This window comes from Gluconobacter sp. R75690, from assembly GCF_015244525.1.
Classification (GTDB): domain Bacteria; phylum Pseudomonadota; class Alphaproteobacteria; order Acetobacterales; family Acetobacteraceae; genus Gluconobacter; species Gluconobacter potus.
This window is the reverse complement of record NZ_JABCQB010000017.1, coordinates 12,098-35,801: the sequence shown is the minus strand read 5'-3', so window position 1 is coordinate 35,801 and position 23,704 is coordinate 12,098. Positions and strand designations below refer to the sequence as shown.

The following is a 23,704-nucleotide window of genomic DNA, read 5'->3' as shown; positions in this document are numbered from 1 at the left end:
GTTGTTCAACAAAGAAACAGCGGCTTGCCCTCAGGCAAGATCACGCTACCCAGACGTTCTTCTACTGTTCATGCTAAACGTTGTTTAGCGTACTTTCCACACGATGGCCTCATTCATAAGCTTCCTCAACCTCGCCGCCGCGAGGCTCTCGATCAAATCTTTTGTCAACGTGACCTAGACAGATATTGGAGTTGACAACACGCATCATGCCGTTACCTGTGGACACATATTGTCACAGTTAAGGGGCGGGAAATGGGAAACTATCAGGCTTACAGCACTTTACAAATGAATATCATGCAAGCTGATATTAATATCATCAAAGCTGACGTAAATATTGGAGCTTCTTTCAGTAGAACTCAGGCTGACGTAGGTAAGTTCTATCAAGACCAAAGTTCTTATAATCTGTCTGCGTACCCATCGATTGCATATCCGGTATCTCAAAACCAAGGATTTAATGGTTGGACAGCAAATCTTAACCTAAAAGCTGGTATTCCGGTAACCATGTCACAGGATGGAACGTCCGAAAGTGTCATGGTGCAGCTGGCTGAAGCGGACATGGATACCATCAGAGCCAACGGTGGCGTACCTGCAAGTATAGCTCAGATTTCAGCCTTCCATGTAAAAGTCTACACTGACAATGACCTTAGTGTTACCAATTGGAGTGGATATGACTTCGCGCTCGCCAACTTGGCCTGGATACCATTTGCTACAGCCTCTGACCTCCGAGATGTTGACCAGCAATCACAGCTCATAGGAAACGCCAGCATTGCGACACAGGCTCAAGCTTTCTTTAACTTGGGAATAGCTGCTGCTGCTGCTGGCCTAAATACGGTAGGTCAATTTGGTCTTCCATTTGCGCCTGGATATACCGATAATTCGGATACGGCCCAATTTGTGGGCGACCTTGGATTGATGGCTAAGCTATTAAGCTATGATAGCTCGAAACTATACAACTATCTAACATCGAATGGCTCGAACAACAGCGTACAAATTTCACTGGAAAAGGATTCTCAAAATGTCGTTACGCTTACATTGAAAGACGATAACAACAACCGTTCACTCCAGTTTAATAGTGACGCTTCGGGCAATGTCAAAACATCGACATTAACTTCTAATGGACAGACTTACATTGGTGTCTATAACGGGAGTTCCAACATAGTTTCTGACAATGCCCGTGTAGAGATTCGAACTAACGGTGTAGTTTCAATAAAAGGAAACGGAAACGATATCGTTAATCTTGGTGGTGCCAATACTGTAATTTCTAGCGGAAACAATAATACAATAAGTTCTTCTACAGGCTCTACAACCTTCATCGATGGAGTCAACAACGGTTTTAATGCTTCTTCAGGCCACAGTGTGGTTGCCATAGGTGCAAATTCTACAGCTCAAATAAACGGAACAGGGCAGTCCATCGAGTTGAATGCCGACGGAGCTGGTGTAACCACAACCCAAGGTGGGAATACGGTCGATGATTGGGGTGGCAACAATTTCGTTAATGGAAGCAATCAGACAGTAAATTTATGCGGTAACACCGCCTCGCCAGGCTACAAACAGATTATGACCCTGAATGGGAACAATAACACCCTCAATGCCAGTAATGGCTCGGAGACGTATGCATCCGGTCAAAATAATACCTTCAATGGAGCAACAAACGGTGCGCTTATAGCCGTAACCGCGAACTCTTCAGTCACCGTTAAGGGAACAGGTCAACAAGTTGAGCTTCTAAACGATAAATCGCTCGCAACATTTACACAAACCAATAACAAAGTAGATGTTTGGGGGTCTAGCGATGAAATCGATGGCGTGGGCGGTCAGGCCGTTACGCAGGGCCCATCTGCTTCAAACCTCAAAAATAATACTCAAAGTAATGTGCAGTACGCATCGGTCTACGGTCCAGATGGTTCATTGCACCCAATGGCACCTGGCGGAAGTACCACTGTCGAATACCAAGGAGTCCCTATTACATCATCTGGCTCCACTAGGCATGCAAGTGTCTCTTACACAGACGAAGCAGGTGATTTCACCCCTGGGGAAGGTGGGTCCTCTCCTCTTCCAACCGATAATCCTCGTTTGGACCCCGTTGTCATCTCGTTTGAGTCCAACCGCGTTTCAACAACCTCTGCTTCGTCTGGAATTCCTTCCATCCATGATGGTCAGCTTTCCACAATGGGCTGGATTACTCCTGGTGAGGGCATCCTCATGCAGCTGGGAAGCGACCATTCCCTAACTGCGGTTAAGAGCTTTGACAGCCTATCTGCATTGAATACTGACGGCGACAGTCAAATCTCGAGAGATGACTCTTCATGGAGTTCGCTACGACTTTTGACGACAGACAACCTCGGCGTGGATAAGCTGATTACCTTAAATCAGGCCGGGGTCGATGATATATCTCTTCAAGCATCACCCGAATACAAATTTGACCATGGAAACCTAATATCTGCCCAGTCTGTCGTAGACCTGGATGGCGGAAAGTATGGTATGGCTGCCGATGTTACTTTTAATGACCAATCCGTTAATACAGAGCAGTTTGTCGCAGACTTCAAAAACAGCATAAGCCAGAGCCTTACTAAGGCGGCTGACAGTATCTTCAAGGATTACCAAAAGACCGTGACGGCACCCACGAGCACAAATAATACCCTCTCGTTTCATAAGGATGAAATGACCGGCGGTGCAACTTCTGGCGCTTACCTAGCAGATATCGGAGACCATTCGAGAATCGCCCTTCCAGCCATTTTCTCCCATGAAGGCCAATAATCATTAGAGGGATAGCATTCTCTTTCAATCCAGAAGGATTAAATCCTTCTGGATTGAAAGAGACCTGAGGAAACTATGGATTTTCATGGTAATGAACATCCCATTATATCATGTATTCTATGCAGTAGCATGACCGAAGGCTGGTAGAAATGTCCCTGTTAAAAAAGATCGTCCTGACCGCTGGGGTCGGATTCACCGCTCTTTGTATGGCTGGTGCATGGGCGATTCACAAAGAACATGTCGATGAGACGACAATGTCTCAAAAGGTCTTCATCGGCGATGACTGCTTCATCATTCCAGCAGGGTACGGCGCGGGCTTGGGAGGACGTGTCGGCAATTCAGAGATGGCTCTGATGATGCTGAGGATGGTGTATCCTTCACTAGCCCCTTTCAGGGAAGATGGAGCCCGAAAGTCGAGCGGTTATATCAATCCGTATGAGAACTCGGGGCTTGTGGATGTTGCGCTGCAATACAAAGAACTGAACAACGTCTCTGACGAAGAAATGTTCAGGCGTCAGACCGCTTACGGATATCTAAAGCATGACGACATCAGGCCAGATGGCTGGGACGTCTATGAGCTCAATACCGGCACTCTTTATGTGAAGGACAACAATGGCCATAAGACCACGATTGACTGTCTCTCCCCCATGGGTAGTAGTCTAGGCTACTGCACTCACATCATGCCCTTATGGGAAAAGGATGAAGGCAAAAAGTTCTATGACTATGCGCTCAATATAACCTTCTCGAGGAAATACATCCCCCAACTGGTGGAACTTGAAGGAGCGGTCCGCCAGAAGGTCCAGTCATGGCACAGATGCTCCATCCCGAAAGTTGTATTCTTCCCGACGGTCAAATCCTCCCCCACGTAGCAGAAGAGGCCTGATAGAGGTGGTCCCCATTTTTCGGACAGGGCGATAAGCTATCATCTGGCCTGAACGAGGACGGGTTTTATGGGCAAGGTTACGCGGAAACGGTATGCGGCAGAGTTCAAGTCACGGGTTGCGCTGGAGGCGATCCGTGGGGAACTGACGCTGGCGGAACTGGCTTCGAAACATGGCGTGCATCAGACGATGATCGCCTAGTGGAAACGGCAGGCGATCGAGGGGATGGCGGCGACCTTTTCCGGGAAGACGGTGGCTGAGCCCCCGGTCAGCCCAGCTGACGTGGAGAAACTGCACGCGAAGATAGGCGAACTTCTCGTGGAACGGGATTTTTTACGCGATGCCTCTGCTCGGTTGGGCGTGATCAGAGGCGGCAGATGGAGGGTTCTAAAAACCCCCTGGTTTTGAGGTCTTCTGTATGATTCTATTTCTTCTGCGTTGATTGAGGGAATGGCGATATGAAGCAGTCTGGTTTCTTTGATGTTGAAGAGCGTCTTGCCCGGCTGAGTGGGCTTGGCGATCAGCTCGAAGCGTTTTCCCGGACTGTGGATTTTGAAGCGTTCCGTCCTGATCTGGACAAGGCCCTGGCGTATTCCGATGGAAGCAAGGGCGGACGACCGCCATTTGATCCTGTGCTGATGTTCAAGATCCTGGTGATCCAGACGCTCAACAATTTGTCTGATGAGCGGACGGAATATCTGATCAACGATCGCCTCTCCTTTATGCGTTTCCTTGGGCTGGGACTTTCAGATCGGGTGCCGGATGCCAAAACGGTCTGGCTGTTTCGCGAGCGTCTGACCCAGGCGGGTGCGATCGATGGGCTGTTCAACCGCTTTGATGCGACCCTGCGTAACGCCGGGTATTTGCCGATGTCAGGCCAGATCCTGGATGCCACGCTGGTAGCGGCTCCGAAGCAGCGGAACACCAATGCAGAGAAAGCGTATCTGCGAGCAGGCCGTATTCCTGAAGACTGGCAGGACAAACCCGCAAAGCTGTCGCACAAGGATCGTCATGCGCGCTGGACACTGAAGTTCACGAAGGCGAAGCGGCAGGATGATGGAACCATGCCATCCAGCGATCTCGCCATCCCGTTCTTTGGCTATAAATCGCATGTTTCCATCGATCGGAAATACCGGTTCATCCGCAAATGGAAAACAACGCATGCCGCTGCCAGTGATGGCGCGCGATTGAGAGAGGGGCTTCTGGATAAAACCAATACGGCCTCAAGTGTCTGGGCCGACACGGCCTATCGCTCAAAAGCCAACGAAGACTTCATGGAAAAGCAGGGCTTTGTCTCCAAGGTTCATCGCAAAAAGCCGCATCTCAAGCCTATGCCCCGGCATATCCAGAAATCAAATGCTGGAAAGTCGGTCATCCGCTCGCGTGTCGAGCATGTCTTTGCCGATCAGAAGTCACAGACGGGGCTGTTTGTCCGGACTGTCGGTATCAGTCGAGCCACCATGAGGATCGGGCTCGCCAATATCGTCTACAATATGCGCCGCCTCCTCTTCCTCGAAAGATTGAACGCGAGCGCATAGCCATCCAGCGAGAGACAACTCCCAATCTGCTCAAAACGCAGACTGGACGCCATCGCAAAAACCGTCAATCAAATCGCCAAAACCCAGAAATTACCGGCCAAGCACATCAATCAAGGGTTCTTCGATCCCTCCACGTTCAACGGGGAGCAGAAGTGCTGGATGGCGCAGCGGGACAAGCTCGACGCTCTCCTGCCGTTCGTCCCTTACCGGTATCGGCCGGACCGCAAGCCTCCCTATATCCGTCCATGGATGGTGCCGCAGGCTCTGTGGGGCTTTAATCTGCGCGCCTTCCTGGCGCCCGAAGACTGGAACCGGATCCGGAAGGATGCCTATGCCCGCTCCGGGTCCCGTTGCCGGGTGTGCGGAGGACGGGGTCCCCAATGGCCGGCCGAGGCTGACGAAGGGTGGGCGTATGACGACGAGCGGCGGATCCAGACCCTCAAAGGGGTGATTTCTCTCTGTCCGGACTGCCATGGCGTGCGTCACTGGGGAAAGACCATGACCGAGGGCAGGCAGGATGCTGCTTTGGCCTGGATGGCAGAGGTGAATGGCTGGAGCCACTCCGACGCGGCGCGGTGCGGAGACCAGGCCATGAAGCAGTGGCATACGCGCAGCCGCCATACCGACTGGCAGTGCGACATCTCCTGGGCAATCAGAACCTACAGTGTTGTGCCGATCAGGGACGGCGAAACGCTGGCCCGCGAGCTGAACCGGAAATTCGTGCGGCAGGCGCAGACGCGCGTTGGCGTCAGGGCCGGGCACATCACGCACATCGAACATCTGACCCGTGAGCGATAGGAAACAGATCACTCCCTTCCCCACTCCGGCTGGAGATCAACGTCGCGGCCCAGTCGGCTGCCTGATCTGACCCGTTACAGGCGCAGAGGCGGGACCCCGGCCCGATACAGACCTTCGAACAGATCCCCGAGCGCCAGGCGCCGTCGCAAGGTCAGGCGTCGTTGGGCCAGATGATACATCCGGTCGTGCAGCAGATGGCAGCGCTGACAAAACGCGCGCAGATTGCGCAGCCGGTTGCTGGTGGGATCATGATTCAAATGGGCCGCTGCCAGAACCACCTTCGTCTGTCGTATTTGCAGGTGCTCGATCAGGTCCGGAGGCGAGATGCGCCTGCCCCGGCCATTGAACCAGTGCCCCGTCTCCGGATGCTTCCACCGGCCACCCGGCAGCACCTGAAGATGATGGCCATGCGGCCGGCCGCAGCGCTGACAGACACCCCCTGCCCGCTCGAACCGCACCTGTCGGCTCAGCTCGGGCCAGTTGGGAGGATAAAGCGCTTTCAGTTCCGGTCGGATCGGCATTCAGTCTTCGTTAACACATTTCCGGCCTGCGTTGGACAGTGTTTGTTCTCCTCTCTGCCCTACCCCGGCTTCGTGCTATCAGAAGCCAGGTTCTGGTTTCGCGGAGGCGTTCATGCTCAGCCATCTTCACATCGCAGGCTCGGCAAAGGCTGCCCGTGAGGCCCTCCTGGACCGGCTGGACCAGAAGACCCGGCAGCAGCTTCCTGCCGGCGATCTGACAGAAGCGGTGGCCCTTCTCTCGACCGGTCGCTTCTCCCCTCATCTCTCTCTGGTCATTCGCGGCATCGAATACCGCGACAACGAATTTGCCGAAGACACGGTCCTGTCCACCGAAGTCGAGACGGCCGAGGAGGCATTGGCCATCGCCAGTGCCCATCTGACCGCCCTGCCCTCCGGGCACGAGCTGGCAATCGCTCTGGATCTCGAACCCGAACCGGTGTTCGTCGCATGGCTCAGGCCGAAGGCCGCCAGACGGCGCAAGGCGGGATCGCAGGCGGCCACGCTGGCGCCGCTGGCCTCTCCTCTGGGTCAGCAGTCTGGCGCGGTCCTGCAGTGGTTCGATGCCCTGACTGACGAGGCCCTGCCCGACTATGACGGGACGCTGGTGACGGCGGAGCGCGCCTCAAAGACCTATTCCCGGGCGGCGAAGGCAGTGAACACACGCCGGACCTATCGCTCGGCCGTGCGCTCCTGGTGCGCATGGGCGGCAGGACATGGGCTCCCTGCCCTGCCCGCCCGCAGCGAGGATGTTGCCGCCTACCTGGCTGATCTTGCGCTGCAGAAGAAGCGACCCGCGACGGTGGATCTGCACCGTGCTGCACTGCGCTATCTGCACCATGTTGCCCAGGTTCCCGTCCCGACCTCCCATGCTCTTGTGTCCGAAACGGTTGCGGGCATCCGCAGGACGTCAACGGAAAGCGCGTCCCGCCAGGTCAAGGGGCTGACCTGGGATCTGCTGAGCGAGGTCATCGAGCAGATCGATACGGATGAGCTGGTGGGCGTTCGCGACAAGGCCATTCTTCTGCTCGGCTTTGCCGGCGCCCTCCGACGGTCCGAAGTGGTGGCGCTGTGCCTGGAGAATGTGGCGCTCGATGATGACGGGATGCGGATCCGGCTGGACCGCTCCAAAGGCGATCGGACCAGTCAGGGTGTCGAAGTCGCCATCCCACGCGGAATTACTGCCCTGTGCCCGGTTCGGGCCTATGAAGCCTGGCTTCGGAAGGCGAAACTGAACGAGGCCAAGGGACCGGTTTTCCGGCGCGTGTGGCTCCCGCCTGCTGCCGAGGCCGGTCAGCCCCCTGCCCCGCCCGCCATGGGTTCAGAGGCGCTGTCTGACCGGTCTGTGGCCCGCATTATTCAGAAGCGCTGCCTCGATGCGGGACTGACAGGCGATTTCAGTGGGCACAGCCTGCGACGCGGAGCGATCACCACAGGAGCTCGTGACGGCACGGATCTTGTCTCGCTCAAGCGTTTCTCCAGGCACCAGACCTTTGGTGTCGTGGAGAAATATATCGAGGTCGAGGATGCTATGACCAAACATCCGGGGCGCAGTCGGTTTTGAGGTCATGCTACCTGAAGGCGACTATCTGTTTCACACCGTTAGATGTGTTCACTGCCCACCATCGAATCGTGCGCCGCTGTCGATGTGTTCGTTCCCGACCATGAAAAACCGCCAAAAGTTGTGTTTAATGCTTTCCGCAGGCGGCAGGGTTTTCCCTGTGTTCGTTGCCTACCGGCACGGTTTTCTTCAGAAGGTGCACGTTAAAATCCGAGATCGGTGAAGTGTTTGCTGCCTACGGCGCTAATTTGGGGAAAAAAAACAAGACGTTTTTTCAGTGGGTTACGGAGTTACCAACGTGTTCTCTGCCGACGAAACAATATAATAACAATATAATTTTTTTATTGTTAAGTCGGCAAGAAACACAACTGCGCTATGTGTAGCAGGTAGGCACCGAACACATCTAGGAAGGAAAGCAACGAACACATCGACAAGGCCCTGATGATGTGTGTTTCTGAGCTTATTGAGGATCTGCTGGAAATCGCATTATGCACTCTAACGCTAAGTCTCAGCACGATCTGTTCCGATCAGTTCACGAGCTGGTGGAAGCCCATGGCCCTCAAGACGCTATCAAAATCGCTCAGAGCCATTCGCTAGAAAAAGATAGCGAAGCGTCAGCTCTCACTGACCCGATACTTGACGTCGTTGCAGGCCGATCCGGGCGTAAAATTGTCGATGCTGCCGCCTCATCTTTGGTTCGCGAAATCGAGGGTGGCAGTTCAATAGGCTATAGTTATAGCGCATGGTGTCTTGCCGGACTTCCCCACCGAGAACGAAAACCAGGTGAAGACTGGCTAATAAAGACGGACTTTGCTCAGTTGCTAGTCCGACCAGGTGTTCGACTGCGAGATGACGATTCAACTGAAAAACTGTCAGTCCCATGCGGGACAATCGCTAGATTGCTCTTGATCGACTGGCAGTCCGAGGCTCTTGAAACAGGGTCACGGGAAATCTCGCTAGCAAAATCTCCTGCGTCTTTACTCAAAAGGATGGGGCTTAGTCGCGGAGGTCCTATTAGCAAAAAATTGGTCGAGCAAATCGAAAGGCTGGCGACCTGCACCGTTGACTTTAAGTTTGGAAACGACCGCGAAGGCGTCGTCGTCAATGAACGTCTGGTTGAGTCGTTTCGTTACGTTGGGGAGGTAGACCCTAGAACGAAAAGAAATACTCGCATGATTGAAACAGTCGTGCTGTCGGAGGCCTTCTATCGGGAGCTACGAAGGCATCCCATTCTTATCGACCGCGCGGCCATTCGTGACATACAGAACTCGCCAAGAGCTATTGATGCATATCTCTGGTTAGCTTTCCGATTACATGCCCTGCAAGGGGATACCCCTGTAGGCTGGGGCTCGCTGTGGAAGCAGTTCGGCACCGAATTTAAAACTCTCAAATCATTTAAGGCTGAGTTCAAGGAACCTTTGGGGCTTGCCCTCGCCGCTTATCGTTCTGCAAAGGTCGCTGTGACCGAGCGAGGGCTCGTATTATCGCCCTCCCCGCCTCCCGTTTCCTCCTAGTTCTTGGCTTTATCCTTTTCGGTCGTCTGTGCTTTAAACCGCTCATAAAGATCAGGAACTGCAGTCATAACAAAGCTTGCAAACTCTGACGCGTCAGCCGATTTGAATATAAGATTCGTGGCCCGCTTTTTTGCCTCCAGATCGATCGTGAGGGCTTTGTCGGTCGACACCCAACTCGCCCCTGGAGCAGCTTTATTCGCCGGCTTAATGCTCTGCTTTTCCAACTGACGCGCTTGCCTTGCTTGATCCCGAACCTGATCAAGTAGCTCGCTGAATTTATCTACATCCTCCGTTTTTCCGGAGGCCTCGATAAACGGTTCCCACGATGTCTGGTTTGGCACCGCCTTGAGACTTTCGGCCAGCTCTTGCCAGCGTGGGCGGCCAATGGTCGGACAAGGTCCAAGCCACTCAATTAAGATATGCGGAATAGCTTCGGACACCGAAAGCATACGCGATAGTGTTGTTTTGTCGGTGCTGAGAGCAGTCATAATTGTAGCGCGTTCATATCCCCGTTCAAGGAGTCTGCGGGCAAATGTCGCTCTCTCAATGAATGAGAGATCTGCCCTCGCGCTATTTTCCTGCCCCTGAGCGATAATGAGGTCGTGGTCCGATAACTCCTTCACTGCGGCTTTGACACTCAAGCCCAACTCACGGCAAGCGCGTAGACGACGGTGGCCATAAGCGGTTTGATAATGACCAGCTTTAGTGGGGTGCGGGCGGACCAGAATTGGAGAGAGCTGTCCTGTGCTCTTAATCGCGTCTCGTAGCTGAAGGTATGCCTCCTCATTGCCAGGCATACGATCGGAGACAAAGGACGTCTCAACGAGCTCTGGCGAGAGCTCGATGATGGTCGCTCCTGTCTTTAGGAGAATTTCTAGCTCAGCGGCTTCGTCTGCCTTTTGGCGAAGAGACCCAAGGCTCTTTGCTACCGACCCAAGTGCGCCGCTACTGCGATAGGAACCTGATAGCGATGTCGGTGAGGGCGCTTGCGTTTTGCTCGGAGCTGACGATTGCGCGGAGACCAGACTACCCAGATTATGCTTTCTTGCCATTGTTCTCGTTCCCTATTTGCGTTTCGTGCAGAAGTTCTGCGAAATCTGAATTGGTGCGCACTTTGGTTGACAGCTGCCAACTTTTGACGCGACCGGCCATCAGTTGACAGCTGTCAACTTTGGCGTCCCCCTGCCTTGGAGGTCAGCTTTTGCGACCCCACGCCCTAAAAATCAGATCCCTAATCTCGCCGTTAACTGCGTTTACAGATTCGAGCGCACGATCGTAGGTTGAGCCGGTGAATTGCTTACGCTCGATCTCGAACAGCGTCTGCTTGGTGATTGCTGCGTCAGAGACAGCGGTGCTTTTCAGCATCGGATTGGTGAGAACGTGATCCCCAAACACCGTCCGCATGAATCCCGACATCTGTGTTTGGGGGCCGTCAGAAGGTTCGTAACGCGTAAGAAGATACCGGACCCAGTCATAAGACACGTTTGCACCGGCGTCGCGCAGATGTGTCATTACGTCGCCCATCATGAGCAGAAACTGACACATCGACATTACGTCTAGCATTTGAGGGTGCACAGTTACGAGAAGCCCTGTCGCTGCGCACACAGCAGACATGGTGAGATAGCCAAGCTGAGGCGGGCAATCGATGACTATTACGTCGTAGTTCTCCTCGACGTCCTGAAGGGCTTCGTCGACACGTGAGAAGAAGATTGCGCCGGCTTGGTCAGAAGACGCCAACAGCCGAGGCGTCTCATATTCGAACTCCATGAGCTCAATGTTTCCTGGTACGATATCTAATCCCGGAAAGTTCGTATTGCGTACGAGGTCCGACAGTGGACGCCGTTCGTCATCATAGCGAATGGCCCCATATAATGTTTCATTCGCGTGGACATCGAACTCTGGCTGAAAGCCATGTAGCGCCGAAAGGCTAGCCTGAGGGTCAAGGTCAATCGCCAAAACTCTCAAGCCGTCCAACGCGAGACCCTGTGCTAAGTGAGCTGCGGATGTGGTCTTTCCGCTTCCACCTTTGAAGTTAACAACCGAGATAACCTGCAGGCCCTCGCTTCCGCTACGGCAGGGAACATATCGCTTCTGGCTGCGTGAGTTCTGATCGAGATAACGACGCAAGTCGGATATCTGCTCGGCTGTGTAGTGACGGCGGCCACCGTTGCCGATGGCAGGAAGCGGGCCCTTCCCCTCAAGTGCTAAATTCCGCAAATATCCAGGCGCCAAGCCCAACAGTTTGGCGACTTCCCCGATTTGGAACGACCGAAGTGTCTTTGAGGCATTGGGGGGAAAGAGTTCGAGCCGGTGCGCCTGAAGACGCTCAGAGAGAGCTCGTGCTTGCTGCGAGAGTAATTCGTCTACGCCGCTGGCCAGGTTTGAGTCGATATTAGCTGGAGAGGACATTCACGTCGGCTTTCTTCTGGGTGCGAAATGTTGCTCCGGGTGCGGTACGGCGCGCACCGGGGCGGTATAACCGCATTTAACGAGACCAGTTGACAGCTGTCAACTAAGGAGATGCGAAATTGCTAAATAGATAAAGAAGGATCGAAAGAGAGAACCGCTGCCTGTCGGTCGCCCGCACTGCAACAGGTGGGTCGGTGTCAGTCCTCCCCATGCTCGCCGGCTGCGCCGCCTGCGCGTGGGTCCGGATGACGCCGATCCTGCCGCTGCGCGGCACTGTTGCACCCCGGTCGCCCGACAGGCCGTCGCAAGGATGTTTGAAGAACCAGAGATGGATCGAGCATCATGCGACGCTACCAGTTTCCCTATGTTCCAACCCCCCGTGGCCGGCCTCCGATGCGCTGGACCGACACGCAGGAGCCTACAACCTGCCGCCGCTGCAACATGCACTGGGAGGACGGCGATCCCGCACTCACGATTGCCTGCACGGGCTGCGGCGCTCCTGCGGATGAGCCGTGCCGCCGCAGCTCAGGTGGCAATGAGCGTGTGTGCGCCTGTCGCGACGAAGCCGCCGTGCAGATGGGACTGCTGACACGTTGTGAGGGACTGACCTGGGATGGTCGCCATGAAAAGCCGCTGCTGCTGCGGGAGCGCCCGATCGCCCACGCCCTGATGTGCCGCTCTGTGCGGACAGGCGCCCCGGTCAGTCGGTGGACATCATGAGCCCGGATCTCGCGTCCTATGACAGCATCATTGTCGCAGTGTCGGGAGGCAAGGATGGCACGGCCTGTCTGCTCGCCCTGCTGGAAGCCGGTGCTCCGGCCGAACGCATCGAGCTGTGGCACCACGATGTGGACGGGGAGGGGGGATCCTTCATGGACTGGCCCTCCACAGGTCCGTATATCGAAGCCCTGGCCCGGGACTTCGGACTGCCACTCTATCGGTCCTGGCGCGAGGGTGGCTTCGAGCGCGAGATGCTCCGCCACGAGATGCCGACCGCGCCCGTGGTCTTCGAGACCCCGGAGAGGCGCGTCGTCGCCGGCGGGCAGGGCCATAACGGAACCCGGCTGCGCTTTCCCCAGGTCTCAGCCAGCCTCTCCGTGCGCTGGTGCTCGGCAAGCCTCAAGGTCGACGTAGCCGATCGTGCCCTTCGCGGACAGGACCGGTTCCTCACCCGCCGTACCCTGGTCGTGACAGGCGAGCGTGCTGAAGAGAGTCCCGCGCGGGCTCGATATGCGGCCTTTGAGGCTCACCGTACCGACACGAGAAACGGGACGCGGCGGCGTCGGCATGTCGACCACTGGAGGCCGGTACATCAGTGGTCCGAAGCAGAGGTCTGGGCGATCCTGGAGCGCTGGCGCGTGATGCCGGCCTATCCGTATCAGGTCGGATTTTCGCGTCTGTCCTGCTCGTTCTGCATCTTCGGCAATGCAGACCAGTTCGCCACCCTGAAATGGATGGATGCGAACCGGTTTGCGAAATTGAACGGATATGAAAAGGACTTCGGCTGCACGATCAAACGTGACAGGGGGCTCGCGCAGCTGTCGTCCGAAGGGACGGTTTATCAAGCGGCCCGGTCGCGGCCCGACCTGGTCGCAGCCTGCCTGTCAGACCGCCCGTTGCAGACGGTTCTGACAGAAAACTGGACCCTCCCGGCCGGTGCCTTTGGTAACGGGGGAGGGCCCCTCTAGTTTCAGGCGCGGGCCGGACGGCCCCGTCGTTTTGCGGGGAGCTTCTTCACCGGAGGAAGGTCTTCTTCCTGAGGCGCAGAAGAGCGGGTTCTGGAGCCCAGGCCGATTTCCCGCGCAAGAGCCGCGCGCTGCGCGGAATAGCCGGGAGCGACCATCGGATATTCCGGGGGCAGACCCCAGCGGGCCCGGTATTCATCAGGCGTCATGTTGTACGCCGTTTTGAGATGACGGCGGAGCATTTTCAGCTTTTTCCCGTCTTCCAGACAGATGATGAAGTCCGGGAAAACCGATTTCTTCGGATTGACCACGGGAACCGGAGCCTCTTCGACCGCGGCCTCTGAGACCGCCGGAACGGTCAGGGCCGTATGAACGGAACGGATCAGGCCCGGGAGCATGTCGGGTGCGACATCGTTTCTTGAAAGATAGGCGGCCACGATTTCGGCCGTCAGGGAACGCAGGTCAGAGTGAGGGGGCTCTGTGGCGGGTGTCAGGTCAGTCATGAAATCCCTCAGTGTAATGATGGTGAGCTGTAAATCGTTTCTGTGAACGGTGACTGCAAGTCAGCCACGACAATACATTACTCCGATTAACAGCGTCTTCACACTTGCTGCACGGTTTTTTTCTGGCCTGCAGAAGCGGCGAAAACAAAAGAAAAAGAAGAAAGAGAGGGAAAGGGAGAAGGGGGCACCACGGGATCGCCCTGTGCGGCAAGGGGTGGGTCCGTCCGTGTCCTCGCTGGCGCTGCGGGCCGGGCGGTCCCGACGCTGACGCGTCGCCCTTGCCCCCCAGCACGACGCCGCGGTTGCCGGAGAGGGTCAGGAAAGGAGAAAGATGACGATGCCGAGCTTGGCCCTTACGTCCCCGGACACACAATCGCAGTTCAGTCTGGTTCAGGCCCATCAGGAGGGCTGGACCATCCTCGAAGGCTGCGGTCCCGAAAACATGGACACCCAGATCCGAGGCGTCACCTGTTCGGACCAGCACGCCTGGTGGCGGGTGTCACAGAAGGCGCGCTGCGGCTCCGAATACCATCGCGAGGCCCTGGCGCGCCTTTCCGACAGTGAACGCCAGCAGATCAGCCTTCGGTTCGGACCGCTCTGATCCCCTGATGCCGCGCGCCTGAGCCGGGCGCGGCTCGTCCCGCAATTCCATCATCCCGTTTTTCTGGCCCCCCGGTCTGCCGCGCGCAGCACCGGGCGCGGCCGCTTGTCCGGAGTTTTCCCATGAGCAAGGCACAGCTGAGCTTCTTCGACACATCCGCCCTTGGGGGCGCGAACGCCAATCTTTTCTGGGGTGAGCTGCCTGGCGACAAGGCTCTTGAAGAGGCAGCCAAGGTCGTTGCGCAGGCTGTCAGCACTCCGGTTATCGCACCGAAGGTCGACTTCTGCCTCCGCGGGACGCGTGGGCTCGCCCAGGGATGGAAGGCACGGGCGCGGGACAACCTGACGGCGATCCGACTGCTGTCCGAACTTGAGGCCGAAGGTCGCAATGCAACGCCTCAGGAACAGGCGGTGCTGGCGAAGTTCACGGGATTTGGTGCCGGCGAGCTGGCTAACAGCCTCTTCCCCCGTCCGGGCGAAGCGTTCCGCCAGGGCTGGGAAGAGATCGGGGTGCAGCTTGAGACGCTGACGAGCCAGCAGGAGCGGGCCGGACTGGCGCGGGCCACGCAGTACGCCCATTACACGCCGGAATTGATCGTGCATGCGCTGTGGGATCTGGTCGCGCAGATGGGGTTCCGTGGCGGACGTGCGCTGGAGCCGGGCTGTGGCACGGGTCTGTTCATGGGCGCGATCCCAGAGAAACTTGCCCCCAAGACGGCCTGGACGGCGATCGAGAACGACCCTCTGACGGCCCGCATCGCCCGCAAGCTGTTTCCGAACCAGTGGGTCCGGTCTGAGGACTTCACCACGGCGAAGATTGCCGAGCAGTTCGACCTCACTATTGGCAACCCGCCGTTCAGCAACCGCACGGTGCGCGGCACGGACGAACTGGGGCGGCTTGGTCTGTCGCTGCATGACTACTTCATCGCACGCTCAGTGTCCCGCCTGCGCCCCGGTGCCATGGGTCTGTTCGTGACGTCACGCTGGACGATGGACAAGCGCGACGCCACTGCGCGCCGGCACCTGTTCGAAACGGCGGATCTGGTTGGTGCGGTACGCCTGTCGGCTGGCGCGATGCGCGATGATGCCGGAACTGACGTGGTCGTGGACGTGCTGGTCCTGCGCCGTCGCGAGATCGGAGACACCCCGGGCGAGACCGCCTGGCTGGACGTTGCGGACCTGTCCGACACGGATGAAGGGGAGGGACCGCTCAGCATCAACCGCTATTTTGCGGAGAACGGCCAGCAGGTGCTGGGTCGGCACGGCTGGACGAGCGGGCAGTTCGGGCCGGAATACACCTGCACTGCAAACCCGATGCTGATGCTTGAGGATGCGCTTCCGAGCGCGTTCTCCCGTCTCGCCGCGCTGGCCCGCTTCCCGGTGCCGCAGACGCTCGATGTCGAGGCGCTGCGGGAAAGCCGGCGTGCAGATGTCGGCACGGCAGGGGAGGGGGCGAGCCTCAAGGAAGGCAGCTACCTGATCGAGAAGGGCGCGCTGCACCAGATCATCGACGGCCAGTCGGTGGCGGTGAAGGTCAAGAAAGGCGAGCAGAAGGACGGTATTTTCCAGAAGCACGCGCGCATCATCGAAGGTCTGATCCCGGTCCGCGATGCTGCCCGTGCGGTCCTGCGCGCCCAGGTGGAGAACCTGCCTTACAGTGCGCTCCAGGCGGACCTCAAGCGCGCCTATCAGACGTTCGTGCGACAGTTCGGGCCGATCAACCTGACGCTGACCAGCACGCGCACTGATCCCAGAACCGGGGACGAGAGCACCACGCAGCGGCGCCCGAACCTCCAACCCTTCTACGACGATCCGAACGTCTGGCTGGTCAGTTCGATCGAGGAGTACGACGAGGACCGGCAGGTCGGCACACAGGGACCACTGTTCTCCGAGCGTGTAATCCAGGCGACGCTGGAGCCGGAGGTGCACAGCGCCCATGACGCGCTTGCGGTCTGCCTGCACGAGACGGGTGTGGTAGAGATCCCGCGCATTGCCGAGCTGCTGGGGCGACCCGAGGACGAGGTCATCGCCGAGCTGGGCAGTGCCATTTACCTCGGTGCCGGACGCAGCCAGCCCGGACGCGACGTCTGGGTGCCGGCCGACGAAGCCCTGTCAGGGGCGGTGCGCACGAAGCTGGCGGAGGCCCGCAAGGCTGCTGAGACCGATCCCCGCTTTGCCCGTACCGTGGCCGCGCTGGAAGAGGCCCAGCCCGAGGATCTGCGGCCCAGTGACATTACGGCCCGTCTGGGCGCGCCGTGGATCCCGACCGCCGACATTGAGGGCTTCATCGCCGAGGTGATCGGGGTCGAAGCCGGCGTGTGGCACACCAAGGAGGTGGCGTCCTGGACCCTGGACAAGGGACCGTTCCGGGGCAAGGCCGAGGCGACGTCCGTCTGGGGCACCGAACGCCGTCCCGCGGGGGAACTGATCGAGGATGCGCTCAATCAGGCCATCCCGCAGATCTGGGACACCTGGCGCGACGAGAACGGCGAGCACCGGCAGCTGAATGCCCAGGAGACCGAGGCCGCCAAGGAAAAGCTCGCCGCCATCAAGACGGCCTTCCAGGCCTGGGTGTGGCAGGACCCGGAGCGCGCCGAGCGTCTGGTGCGGCTGTATAACGACACCTACAACAACCTCGTCCCCCGCGCCTTTGACGGCTCGCATCTGCAGCTGCCCGGGGCCAGCACCACGATCCAGCTGCGCGCCCACCAGAAGCGGGTGGTCTGGCGCATCATCGCCACGGGAAACACTTACATGGCGCATGCCGTGGGATCGGGGAAAACCTTCTCGATGTGTGCGGCGATCATGGAGCAGCGCCGTCTTGGCCTGATCTCGAAGGCCATGGTGGTGGTGCCGGGACACTGTCTGGCGCAGATGGCCCGCGAGTTCCTGATGCTCTACCCGACCGCGAAGATCCTGGTCGCGGACGAGACGAACTTCGTGAAGGCGAAGCGGCAGCGCTTCCTCGCCCGTGCGGCCACGGGACAGTGGGATGCGATCATCATCACGCATGATGCCTTCAAGTTCATTCCGGTCGAGACCAAGTTCGAGCAGGCGATGATCGAGGCGCAGATCGCGTCTTACGAAAGCCTGCTGTGCGAGATCGACGCCGACGACCGCATCTCCCGCAAGCGCATCGAGCGCATGAAGGAAGGGATGGAGGCCAAGCTGGAGGGGCTGGCCGGCCGCAAGGACGATCTGGTGCATCTCGGCGAGATCGGGATCGACCAGATCCTCGTGGACGACCCTACAACGCATAGTGGGAGGAGCAGCAGCCCCAGCGCTTTTTAGTAGAAATCAGAACTTTTTCCTGTTACATGTAACGGGAGGAGAAAAGCCATGACCCCTGTTGCCATTCGCGTCCAAAAGCGTCGTGACACCCTTCGTAAGGCCGGTCTGCGCCCCGTCCAGATCTGGGTACCCGATACGCGCACACCTGGCTTTGATGCAGAATGCCAGCGCCAGGCGCGTCTCGTGGCCGAGGCAGAACGGCACGATCCCGCGCTGATGTCCTTCGTTGAAAGCGCGGCCAGCGATCTCGACGGATGGGATGCATGAACCGGGGAGACTTCGTTACCGTTGCTCTCCAGGGTGATCTGGGAAAACCCCGTCCCGCGCTAATCGTCCAGGCTGACCGCTTCGAAACGACGGCCTCTGTGACTGTACTCCCTGTCACCAGCACGCTCATAGACGCGCCCTTGCTCCGCCTGTCGGTAACACCGGACGAGCGAAACGGGCTACGCAAGACGTCTCAGGTGATGATCGACAAGCCCAGCACTGTCTCCCGCGACAAGATCGGCCCCACCTTTGGGATCGCCAGCGATACGATCATGCTCTCCGTAAATCGCGCTTTGGCCCTCTTTTTAGGTCTGGCCTGAAGCGCGTAGAATGGCATGTGACGTCTGATCTGGCACAACAGGGGATTGGATGCCTACCCAAAGTCGTCAGAGTGAAAGGGGAAGCCATGATCTTCGTGATCGTGGTGGACCGTAAGTGGTTTACGAAGATCCTTCGTAAAACGAAGAAGACCCTTCAGGCGGTTGCCACCGCACTGAAGAGCCTCTCCGAGTAAATCACTTAAGGTAAACCGGGCCGTGAGGTGTTTTTTGCGAAGCCCCTCACGGCTCACCTCTGAACTTGGACGAACCGGTTACGATTTTCAAGGGCGGAGTCAGCATGGCTCCGCCCTTTTTCATGCTGTGAGACGGTGCCTGGGTTCACAGGGGAAGAGCCTGCCCGCGCGAGGGCGAGAAGCGAAGAGAAAAGAGAAAGAAGGAGGAGAGAGGGGCGGGTGCCAGAGCCTGTCTGTCGCCGCAAGGGGTGGTGTCCTCGGCTGACGCCTGCGGGACCGCCGCTGACGCGTCGCCCTTGCCCCGCCAGTCAGGCCCTGACTCCGGAGAGGACAGTTGAAGAGACATGAAGAGAAGGAGATCAGCATGTCCGAACACCCGACTGTCACCGTGGACACCCGCGTCAGCACCATCCTGTACAACAGAGGCCGGGGTGTCGTGTCTGCGGTCCATGGCACGCCTCGCCCAGAGACAATCAGACGCCTTGCTGGTGGCTTCATCGCGGCGGGAGGCAGTGCCAGCTTTGACATCGTCTTCGCCTGCGGGAGTATCAGCAAGAGGCTTCCGATACACCACCATGAAGAAGGAATAAGGATCAGGATTCCGCATAGAATGGCCTGAGGCATGGGAAACAGAGAAGCAGCGTAGAGGCGGTGAAGGGCGCTTAGGGCGACGGTAGGTCGGGTCATGAGATCTCCTTGGCTCTCCCATAGCTCTGCTGTTTGTGACTGCGAGCCCGAGAGGGCTGCGGAGCGGCTGAAAGGCTGAGGAGGGGAGGAAAGACAGGGGCCGCCACAGCCCGTCTGGCCGCCACAATGGTCCGGCCGCACGCGGTCCGCGCCCTGGAGGGCGCGCCATTGTCCCGTCCAGCCGTCTGCGGCCGCGAGGGGAAATCACAAAGGAAATAAGGATTTCTCCCATGAGCATCAGCGTCGTCACGACATTCATCCTCACCGGTTCCCCCGAACGACTGCGGGAGATCGCCGAGCAACGGGCCGGGCGCACCTGCGACGCCGAGGACATCAGCTTCGCTAGCGACACCGAGCTTGAGATGCGCCTGTACAACGGCATCGGGAGCGCCATGCTGCACCACGGCGATGGACTGGCGGCTGAGTATCCCGACGTGACCATCCGGGGGATGGAGTATATCGACTGCTTCGACGACCCCAGCTTTGCCAAGTGGCAGGCCGGTCAGCCGGTCTATCAGGCTGACCTGATAACCGCCTATGCAGTCCTGTTTCCGACCGACGCCGTGCGGGACTGGTCGGGGTGTTGTGCAACCTTCTGGGAAAGGTCTCCCGAAACTGCGGCCGCCGTGGCCGACAACTGCCCCCACTTCGACCTCCTGCGTTTGCAGCGACTGGAAGAGCCAGCGCCCGGATGGGTTCAGACGTCAGACGGCTTCGCTACCCTCTTCCTGCGGCTGCCCTCAGCGGCGCAGACACAGGACGGGCTTGCCGTGATGTTCTATCCCGGGCGGGGCAAGGGCAGACTGCTGGAGGGCGTGGACGGCCTTGGAGGCTTCGCCCGCGATAGGGGCATGTCTTATGGACAGATAGCCGCGCGGTGTCCTGATCTGCGCCCTGTCCTGCGGGCGTGCTGGAAAGCGGATGAAAAGAAGCGACGTAAAGCGTGTCAGGAGCGCGCAGTGCTCCGCAGGAAAGCCAGAAAGGCAAACCGTGAGGGAAGGCTGAATAACGTTTGGTTCCTGGAGCCTGATCCGTGGAAACTTTGATGAGCAGGCGAAGAAGGGTCGGGGCGGCCCTGCCGGGTTCGTTCGCCCTACTACGCTAGGCTCCTTCGTCGCCAAGCTCCGCCTAGCCCCGACGTCCAGCCGCCCTCAGGCGGGCGTCTGGCCCTCGGGTCTGTCCCTTTCAGGTACGACTCACCCGCATCCTTTTCCGCTGACGGTCGGTCCTGGTCCGGGACGTTCTACCGGGAGACGGCTCCTCGTCCCCCCCGAACGGTCCTGAAGGACCGCCCGGGAGGGCCGTTCCACGACAGCGTCCTCGCATCCAGCGTTCAGTCTGACAGTTGCCGTGCCAGTCCGTAAAGCCACTGCGCGACCCTCGGCGGCAGGTGGCAGGATGGGCTCAGGAAAACGCCGCCTCCACTCCACTCTCGTCGCCGTCAGTGTGCTCGCCGCACGGGCAGGATGGGTCTAGGAAAACGACAGGGCATCCATAAATAATCAAGAAATATTTTTACTTGTAATGGAAAAATAAGTCGCGTTTTATGGCGGTTTTCTGCGGTTTTTCTCTTGTCATGAAAGGCCGAAAATGCTATCTTTTACTTATCGAGAGGGATTTGCCCTCAGGACAAAGCGCCCCGAACGGTGTGTCACCACCGAACGGGACTTCGCTAGACTAGAAAAGGTAAGTTTCATGTCCGACGCAACAAACACAATCGCCCAGAACTCCGCAGACCGCAAGGCCGCACCGAAGGCCAGCCCCGCCTCTGTCCGTCGCTTCAATGAAGCCCGCGAACGCACAAAGGCCATTTCCTTGCCGACGTGCTCCGCCTTGCCCCGAACGACGACAAGATTGCCGCAATCGTTCAGCATTTCGGCTATGACGCTGGCGACTATGACGACTTGCTGGGGGCCGGTCTCAGCATGATCCGCGACCAGTACGCGCTCCTTGAGGACATTCTTGTCGTCACCGACTTCCGGGGCGAGCGCAATTTCAAGGCCATGGAAATGCGCCTTGGCCGCATCGTGGATGGTATGATCCGCTCTGCCTATGGGGCCGCCAACTTTTATGAGAACAAGCGGCAGATTGCCTTTGACGAAAAGAACTCTTTCAGCAACGAAAGCCGCGATGAGGACCGCATGGGCGTCGACGGCGGGGAAAACCGCGTAGATCGGGCAGTCCGTTTCGCAGCGCAGCAGGCCCCGAAGGCTTACGCGCTCGCGGTCATGGCAACCGGCGCATGTGACGCCTACCGCGAATTGTTCGGTGAAGACTGGAAGCCTTACGTCAAGGACACGGGCCGCAGAAGACGCGCGCGCCGCTGGTGCCACCCCTGCCGAGATCCGGGCCGCCTCAAACGGCCTCGGCCAGGTCCACACATGGAAAAGGCGGTTCCCTTGGGAACCGCCTTTTTTGCTGTCTGGTCAGACCGCGCCAAAATGGACACAACCGCGCAAGCGCGGCTGTGACGTATGCTGCGTCAGGGCTCCGCCCTGATATCCGAAGCTCGGGCCGGTCAGCCGGGAACAGGTGCGGGCAGTATCCACGTAAGGACCACGGCCAGTACCGTAAGGATGGCAGCAGTTCTGATAAGAAAGCCGTGCTCGCAGGAGCAGCGCAGGTAATGCAGCGCCATGCACGATATCGGGATGATAGCGACGGCGCCAAACAGAAACGCGGCGTGACCCAGCCTGTCATGAAGCATGAGTGCGGCACTTTCCCCCCCGATGAGCGAAAGGCATCCGCTGCTCCAAAGCATCAGGCATATCGGGCTCGCGTTGATCTCGGGAAGGATGGTTGAGGTTTCGACAAAACGCGCGAGCGGCGCAATCCGCAAGCGGATCACGCCGCTCGCACGGGTCCGGACCGCGCTCAGAGCCGATGGCTTATCCGCTTTCGTCATGGGCTGGCGTGACCGGCGTTCTCAGGCGGCAGTGTCAGCGGACACCACTGCATGCCGGTGGCTTTGTCATATTGGAGGTGCTCAGTGCAGAACTGGCCTCTTGCCGTATTTGCAGATGTGGTCCGGCTCCCGCTCCAGTAGCCGAGAACGATCAAGGCGCCCGCCAGCATGAACGCTATGAACGTACGGTTCCAGCGGACCTGCCGATAGAACGCTAACTCATCCTGCGGAAGTCGCTTCTTGAGGGCCGTAAAAAGGTCGGCCTGCTGTTTTACGGCGCTCTCCGCCAGTGCCTGCTCGATGCTTTTGACAATGCGCGCCACGGCCGCGGCCTGTTCCCGCTCAAGGAAGATTTCCTGCGTGCGAATGCGTGATTCGCCCGCCTGCTGAAGGGATTCGACCTGTTCGACGCCCCGAGCGAGCTTTTGATGAAGACCGGAGAGTTCGCCTCTCGCCTGCTCGGATGCGTCGGAGAGAGCGGCGGCGGCCTGCTCGAACTGCGCGCTCGCGAGGCTGACGCTCTCGCTTTGCGTGAGCATGATCAACCCAAGCGGACTGGAGGGTTCAATCCCTGCATCATGCAGGCTCGCCAGGAGGCGCTCACGCGCCTCCTGTGCCTTCGGCAGTGTGAGGTCGCCGTTTACGGCAGCCATTCTGCCACGCCTTCCTCCTCGACGTTGTGCCGAAAGGCCTCAAGCCATTTGACCGTCATGTGGGCCCAGAGCGGATTGACCTTGGTCCCGTCGGCTTTGGGCTTCCCTGCCACGACGTCGAAGACATTCATGTCGTCGCCTTCAAGGTATTTCATGCACGTCAGCGCAGGAAACACGACGGGCCGAACCCCCGCCTTTTCCATTTGTGCAAGACGTGGATCCTCTTTGAGCCATTCAAAGGGATTCGCAGAGCGAGAGGGCGAGCGATAGAGGCCCTCATTCAGAAAGAGGATCGAATCACCGTCCTTGAAAGCGGCTGACTTCCAGATCCGATAGACATGATCGAAGTCGTCCCGCTCCGGCCCGGTAAAGTAGGCGAAGGTTGGATTGACGCCGTTGGCCTTCAGGAAGTCTGCGAGGTGCGATTCCGCCGCCAGCTCTTCGCTGACGCGGTCTCCGCCGCCCATGTCGATCACAAGCGATGCGCTGTGCTTGAGTGCCTCTGCCAGAACGTCAGCCAGCCAGAGCTTGCTTTGCTCCAGTTCTGCGTTGCCGGGTCTTTTGACGCCGTTCGGGCCCTCTGGTGGATAGAGCTTGGAAAGCATCGGATTGTTCGGGTCGCCATC

Annotated in this window: 21 protein-coding genes and 2 pseudogenes; 16 read left to right on the top strand and 7 right to left on the bottom strand. The window is 58.2% G+C overall.

The annotated features are described in order from the left end of the window. The first annotated feature begins 252 nt into the window (after positions 1 to 252). The 5 genes and pseudogenes from HKD27_RS15265 (at position 253) to HKD27_RS15245 (ending at position 5,971) form a co-directional block, all read left to right on the top strand. Positions 253 to 2,754, top strand: a complete 2,502-nt coding sequence (locus tag HKD27_RS15265) for a hypothetical protein (protein ID WP_194690095.1) — start codon at positions 253 to 255, stop codon at positions 2,752 to 2,754. 149 nt (positions 2,755 to 2,903) lie between these two features. Continuing rightward, on the top strand, positions 2,904 to 3,623 hold the full coding sequence (locus HKD27_RS15260) for a hypothetical protein (protein WP_062454353.1): 720 nt from the start codon (positions 2,904 to 2,906) through the stop codon (positions 3,621 to 3,623). Positions 3,624 to 3,704: 81 nt separating this feature from the next. Further along, positions 3,705 to 4,015, top strand: a pseudogene (locus tag HKD27_RS15255) (transposase); the annotation flags it as partial. Positions 4,016 to 4,093: 78 nt separating this feature from the next. Next, positions 4,094 to 5,173 carry an IS5 family transposase gene (locus HKD27_RS15250; RefSeq protein WP_194690096.1) on the top strand — a complete coding sequence of 360 codons (1,080 nt, stop codon included), beginning with the start codon at positions 4,094 to 4,096 and terminating at the stop codon, positions 5,171 to 5,173. 159 nt (positions 5,174 to 5,332) lie between these two features. Beyond that, entirely contained in the window at positions 5,333 to 5,971 is a 639-nt protein-coding gene (locus HKD27_RS15245; protein WP_194690097.1) for a hypothetical protein, read from the top strand. 74 nt (positions 5,972 to 6,045) lie between these two features. Here the strand turns inward: HKD27_RS15245 and HKD27_RS15240 are convergent, their stop codons facing one another. Continuing rightward, positions 6,046 to 6,492, bottom strand: coding sequence for a hypothetical protein (locus tag HKD27_RS15240; protein WP_062499862.1), 447 nt, complete (start codon positions 6,490 to 6,492; stop codon positions 6,046 to 6,048). A 112-nt stretch (positions 6,493 to 6,604) separates the two neighbouring features. Here HKD27_RS15240 and HKD27_RS15235 point away from each other — a divergent pair, with 112 nt between their 5' ends. Both HKD27_RS15235 and HKD27_RS15230 read left to right on the top strand, forming a co-directional pair. Continuing rightward, positions 6,605 to 8,053: a site-specific integrase gene (locus HKD27_RS15235; RefSeq protein WP_194690098.1), complete on the top strand. Its 1,449-nt coding sequence runs from the start codon at positions 6,605 to 6,607 to the stop codon at positions 8,051 to 8,053. 485 nt (positions 8,054 to 8,538) lie between these two features. After that, positions 8,539 to 9,564 (top strand): replication protein RepA, encoded by a 1,026-nt coding sequence (locus HKD27_RS15230; RefSeq protein WP_062446531.1) that lies wholly within the window; start codon positions 8,539 to 8,541, stop codon positions 9,562 to 9,564. Here HKD27_RS15230 and repB read toward each other — a convergent pair. Beyond that, on the bottom strand, positions 9,561 to 10,616 hold the full coding sequence (gene repB / locus HKD27_RS15225; RefSeq protein WP_194690099.1) for a plasmid partitioning protein RepB: 1,056 nt from the start codon (positions 10,614 to 10,616) through the stop codon (positions 9,561 to 9,563). The two genes, HKD27_RS15230 and repB, sit on opposite strands and share 4 nt — an antisense overlap. A 142-nt stretch (positions 10,617 to 10,758) precedes the next feature. Then, positions 10,759 to 11,973, bottom strand: a complete 1,215-nt coding sequence (repA, locus tag HKD27_RS15220; RefSeq protein WP_194690100.1) for a plasmid partitioning protein RepA — start codon at positions 11,971 to 11,973, stop codon at positions 10,759 to 10,761. 342 nt (positions 11,974 to 12,315) lie between these two features. Here repA and HKD27_RS15215 point away from each other — a divergent pair, with 342 nt between their 5' ends. Both HKD27_RS15215 and HKD27_RS15210 read left to right on the top strand, forming a co-directional pair. Then, a complete protein-coding gene (locus HKD27_RS15215; RefSeq protein ID WP_139064488.1) occupies positions 12,316 to 12,693 on the top strand; it encodes a hypothetical protein in 378 nt (125 codons plus the stop codon). Continuing rightward, positions 12,690 to 13,661, top strand: a complete 972-nt coding sequence (locus HKD27_RS15210) for a phosphoadenosine phosphosulfate reductase family protein (RefSeq protein WP_194690101.1) — start codon at positions 12,690 to 12,692, stop codon at positions 13,659 to 13,661. The genes HKD27_RS15215 and HKD27_RS15210 overlap by 4 nt, the downstream gene beginning before the upstream one ends. 2 nt (positions 13,662 to 13,663) lie before the next feature. Here the strand turns inward: HKD27_RS15210 and HKD27_RS15205 are convergent, their stop codons facing one another. After that, on the bottom strand, positions 13,664 to 14,161 hold the full coding sequence (locus HKD27_RS15205) for a MucR family transcriptional regulator (protein ID WP_194265602.1): 498 nt from the start codon (positions 14,159 to 14,161) through the stop codon (positions 13,664 to 13,666). A 331-nt stretch (positions 14,162 to 14,492) separates the two neighbouring features. Here HKD27_RS15205 and HKD27_RS15200 point away from each other — a divergent pair, with 331 nt between their 5' ends. The 7 genes and pseudogenes from HKD27_RS15200 to HKD27_RS15170 all read left to right on the top strand — a co-directional run bounded on the left by HKD27_RS15200 (position 14,493) and on the right by HKD27_RS15170 (position 21,991). Beyond that, on the top strand, positions 14,493 to 14,762 hold the full coding sequence (locus tag HKD27_RS15200; protein WP_228120869.1) for a hypothetical protein: 270 nt from the start codon (positions 14,493 to 14,495) through the stop codon (positions 14,760 to 14,762). A gap of 122 nt (positions 14,763 to 14,884) precedes the next feature. Then, positions 14,885 to 18,007: pseudogene (locus HKD27_RS15195) on the top strand (DEAD/DEAH box helicase family protein); the annotation flags it as partial. Positions 18,008 to 18,100: 93 nt separating this feature from the next. Further along, the gene (locus tag HKD27_RS15190; protein WP_062269019.1) at positions 18,101 to 18,319 is read left to right on the top strand and encodes an antitoxin MazE family protein; all 219 of its coding nucleotides are present in this window, start codon (positions 18,101 to 18,103) and stop codon (positions 18,317 to 18,319) included. Next, positions 18,316 to 18,639 carry a type II toxin-antitoxin system PemK/MazF family toxin gene (locus tag HKD27_RS15185; protein WP_194265601.1) on the top strand — a complete coding sequence of 108 codons (324 nt, stop codon included), beginning with the start codon at positions 18,316 to 18,318 and terminating at the stop codon, positions 18,637 to 18,639. Before HKD27_RS15190 ends, HKD27_RS15185 begins: the two co-directional genes overlap by 4 nt. A 558-nt stretch (positions 18,640 to 19,197) precedes the next feature. Continuing rightward, complete coding sequence (locus HKD27_RS15180) at positions 19,198 to 19,452, top strand: hypothetical protein (RefSeq protein WP_194265614.1); 255 nt, start codon at positions 19,198 to 19,200, stop codon at positions 19,450 to 19,452. A gap of 298 nt (positions 19,453 to 19,750) precedes the next feature. Beyond that, positions 19,751 to 20,566: a hypothetical protein gene (locus tag HKD27_RS15175; RefSeq protein ID WP_228120870.1), complete on the top strand. Its 816-nt coding sequence runs from the start codon at positions 19,751 to 19,753 to the stop codon at positions 20,564 to 20,566. Between the two features lie 777 nt (positions 20,567 to 21,343). Then, entirely contained in the window at positions 21,344 to 21,991 is a 648-nt protein-coding gene (locus tag HKD27_RS15170; RefSeq protein ID WP_228120871.1) for a hypothetical protein, read from the top strand. A gap of 47 nt (positions 21,992 to 22,038) precedes the next feature. On the opposite strand, the gene HKD27_RS15165 is transcribed toward HKD27_RS15170, so the two are convergent. Genes HKD27_RS15165 through HKD27_RS15155 form a run of 3 tightly spaced genes read right to left on the bottom strand, consistent with a single transcriptional unit; the run spans position 22,039 to position 23,683 of the window. Beyond that, positions 22,039 to 22,425, bottom strand: coding sequence for a hypothetical protein (locus HKD27_RS15165; RefSeq protein ID WP_194265600.1), 387 nt, complete (start codon positions 22,423 to 22,425; stop codon positions 22,039 to 22,041). After that, entirely contained in the window at positions 22,422 to 23,078 is a 657-nt protein-coding gene (locus HKD27_RS15160; protein WP_194265599.1) for a hypothetical protein, read from the bottom strand. Before HKD27_RS15160 ends, HKD27_RS15165 begins: the two co-directional genes overlap by 4 nt. Further along, the gene (locus HKD27_RS15155) at positions 23,066 to 23,683 is read right to left on the bottom strand and encodes a hypothetical protein (RefSeq protein ID WP_194265598.1); all 618 of its coding nucleotides are present in this window, start codon (positions 23,681 to 23,683) and stop codon (positions 23,066 to 23,068) included. Before HKD27_RS15155 ends, HKD27_RS15160 begins: the two co-directional genes overlap by 13 nt. Between the last annotated feature and the right edge of the window lie 21 nt (positions 23,684 to 23,704).

What these genes read in the sequence shown, in the direction of transcription:
- repB (WP_194690099.1), bottom strand. Translation starts at nt 10,616, where the DNA reads ATGGCAAGAAAGCATAATCTGGGTAGTCTGGTCTCCGCGCAATCGTCA.
- HKD27_RS15160 (WP_194265599.1), bottom strand. Translation starts at nt 23,078, where the DNA reads ATGGCTGCCGTAAACGGCGACCTCACACTGCCGAAGGCACAGGAGGCG.
- HKD27_RS15230 (WP_062446531.1), top strand. Translation starts at nt 8,539, where the DNA reads ATGCACTCTAACGCTAAGTCTCAGCACGATCTGTTCCGATCAGTTCAC.
- HKD27_RS15245 (WP_194690097.1), top strand. Translation starts at nt 5,333, where the DNA reads ATGGCGCAGCGGGACAAGCTCGACGCTCTCCTGCCGTTCGTCCCTTAC.
- HKD27_RS15165 (WP_194265600.1), bottom strand. Translation starts at nt 22,425, where the DNA reads ATGACGAAAGCGGATAAGCCATCGGCTCTGAGCGCGGTCCGGACCCGT.
- HKD27_RS15215 (WP_139064488.1), top strand. Translation starts at nt 12,316, where the DNA reads ATGCGACGCTACCAGTTTCCCTATGTTCCAACCCCCCGTGGCCGGCCT.
- HKD27_RS15260 (WP_062454353.1), top strand. Translation starts at nt 2,904, where the DNA reads ATGTCCCTGTTAAAAAAGATCGTCCTGACCGCTGGGGTCGGATTCACC.
- HKD27_RS15190 (WP_062269019.1), top strand. Translation starts at nt 18,101, where the DNA reads ATGACCCCTGTTGCCATTCGCGTCCAAAAGCGTCGTGACACCCTTCGT.
- HKD27_RS15200 (WP_228120869.1), top strand. Translation starts at nt 14,493, where the DNA reads ATGACGATGCCGAGCTTGGCCCTTACGTCCCCGGACACACAATCGCAG.
- HKD27_RS15185 (WP_194265601.1), top strand. Translation starts at nt 18,316, where the DNA reads ATGAACCGGGGAGACTTCGTTACCGTTGCTCTCCAGGGTGATCTGGGA.
- HKD27_RS15235 (WP_194690098.1), top strand. Translation starts at nt 6,605, where the DNA reads ATGCTCAGCCATCTTCACATCGCAGGCTCGGCAAAGGCTGCCCGTGAG.
- HKD27_RS15180 (WP_194265614.1), top strand. Translation starts at nt 19,198, where the DNA reads ATGTCCGAACACCCGACTGTCACCGTGGACACCCGCGTCAGCACCATC.
- HKD27_RS15265 (WP_194690095.1), top strand. Translation starts at nt 253, where the DNA reads ATGGGAAACTATCAGGCTTACAGCACTTTACAAATGAATATCATGCAA.
- HKD27_RS15175 (WP_228120870.1), top strand. Translation starts at nt 19,751, where the DNA reads ATGAGCATCAGCGTCGTCACGACATTCATCCTCACCGGTTCCCCCGAA.
- repA (WP_194690100.1), bottom strand. Translation starts at nt 11,973, where the DNA reads ATGTCCTCTCCAGCTAATATCGACTCAAACCTGGCCAGCGGCGTAGAC.
- HKD27_RS15205 (WP_194265602.1), bottom strand. Translation starts at nt 14,161, where the DNA reads ATGACTGACCTGACACCCGCCACAGAGCCCCCTCACTCTGACCTGCGT.
- HKD27_RS15240 (WP_062499862.1), bottom strand. Translation starts at nt 6,492, where the DNA reads ATGCCGATCCGACCGGAACTGAAAGCGCTTTATCCTCCCAACTGGCCC.
- HKD27_RS15250 (WP_194690096.1), top strand. Translation starts at nt 4,094, where the DNA reads ATGAAGCAGTCTGGTTTCTTTGATGTTGAAGAGCGTCTTGCCCGGCTG.
- HKD27_RS15210 (WP_194690101.1), top strand. Translation starts at nt 12,690, where the DNA reads ATGAGCCCGGATCTCGCGTCCTATGACAGCATCATTGTCGCAGTGTCG.
- HKD27_RS15155 (WP_194265598.1), bottom strand. Translation starts at nt 23,683, where the DNA reads ATGCTTTCCAAGCTCTATCCACCAGAGGGCCCGAACGGCGTCAAAAGA.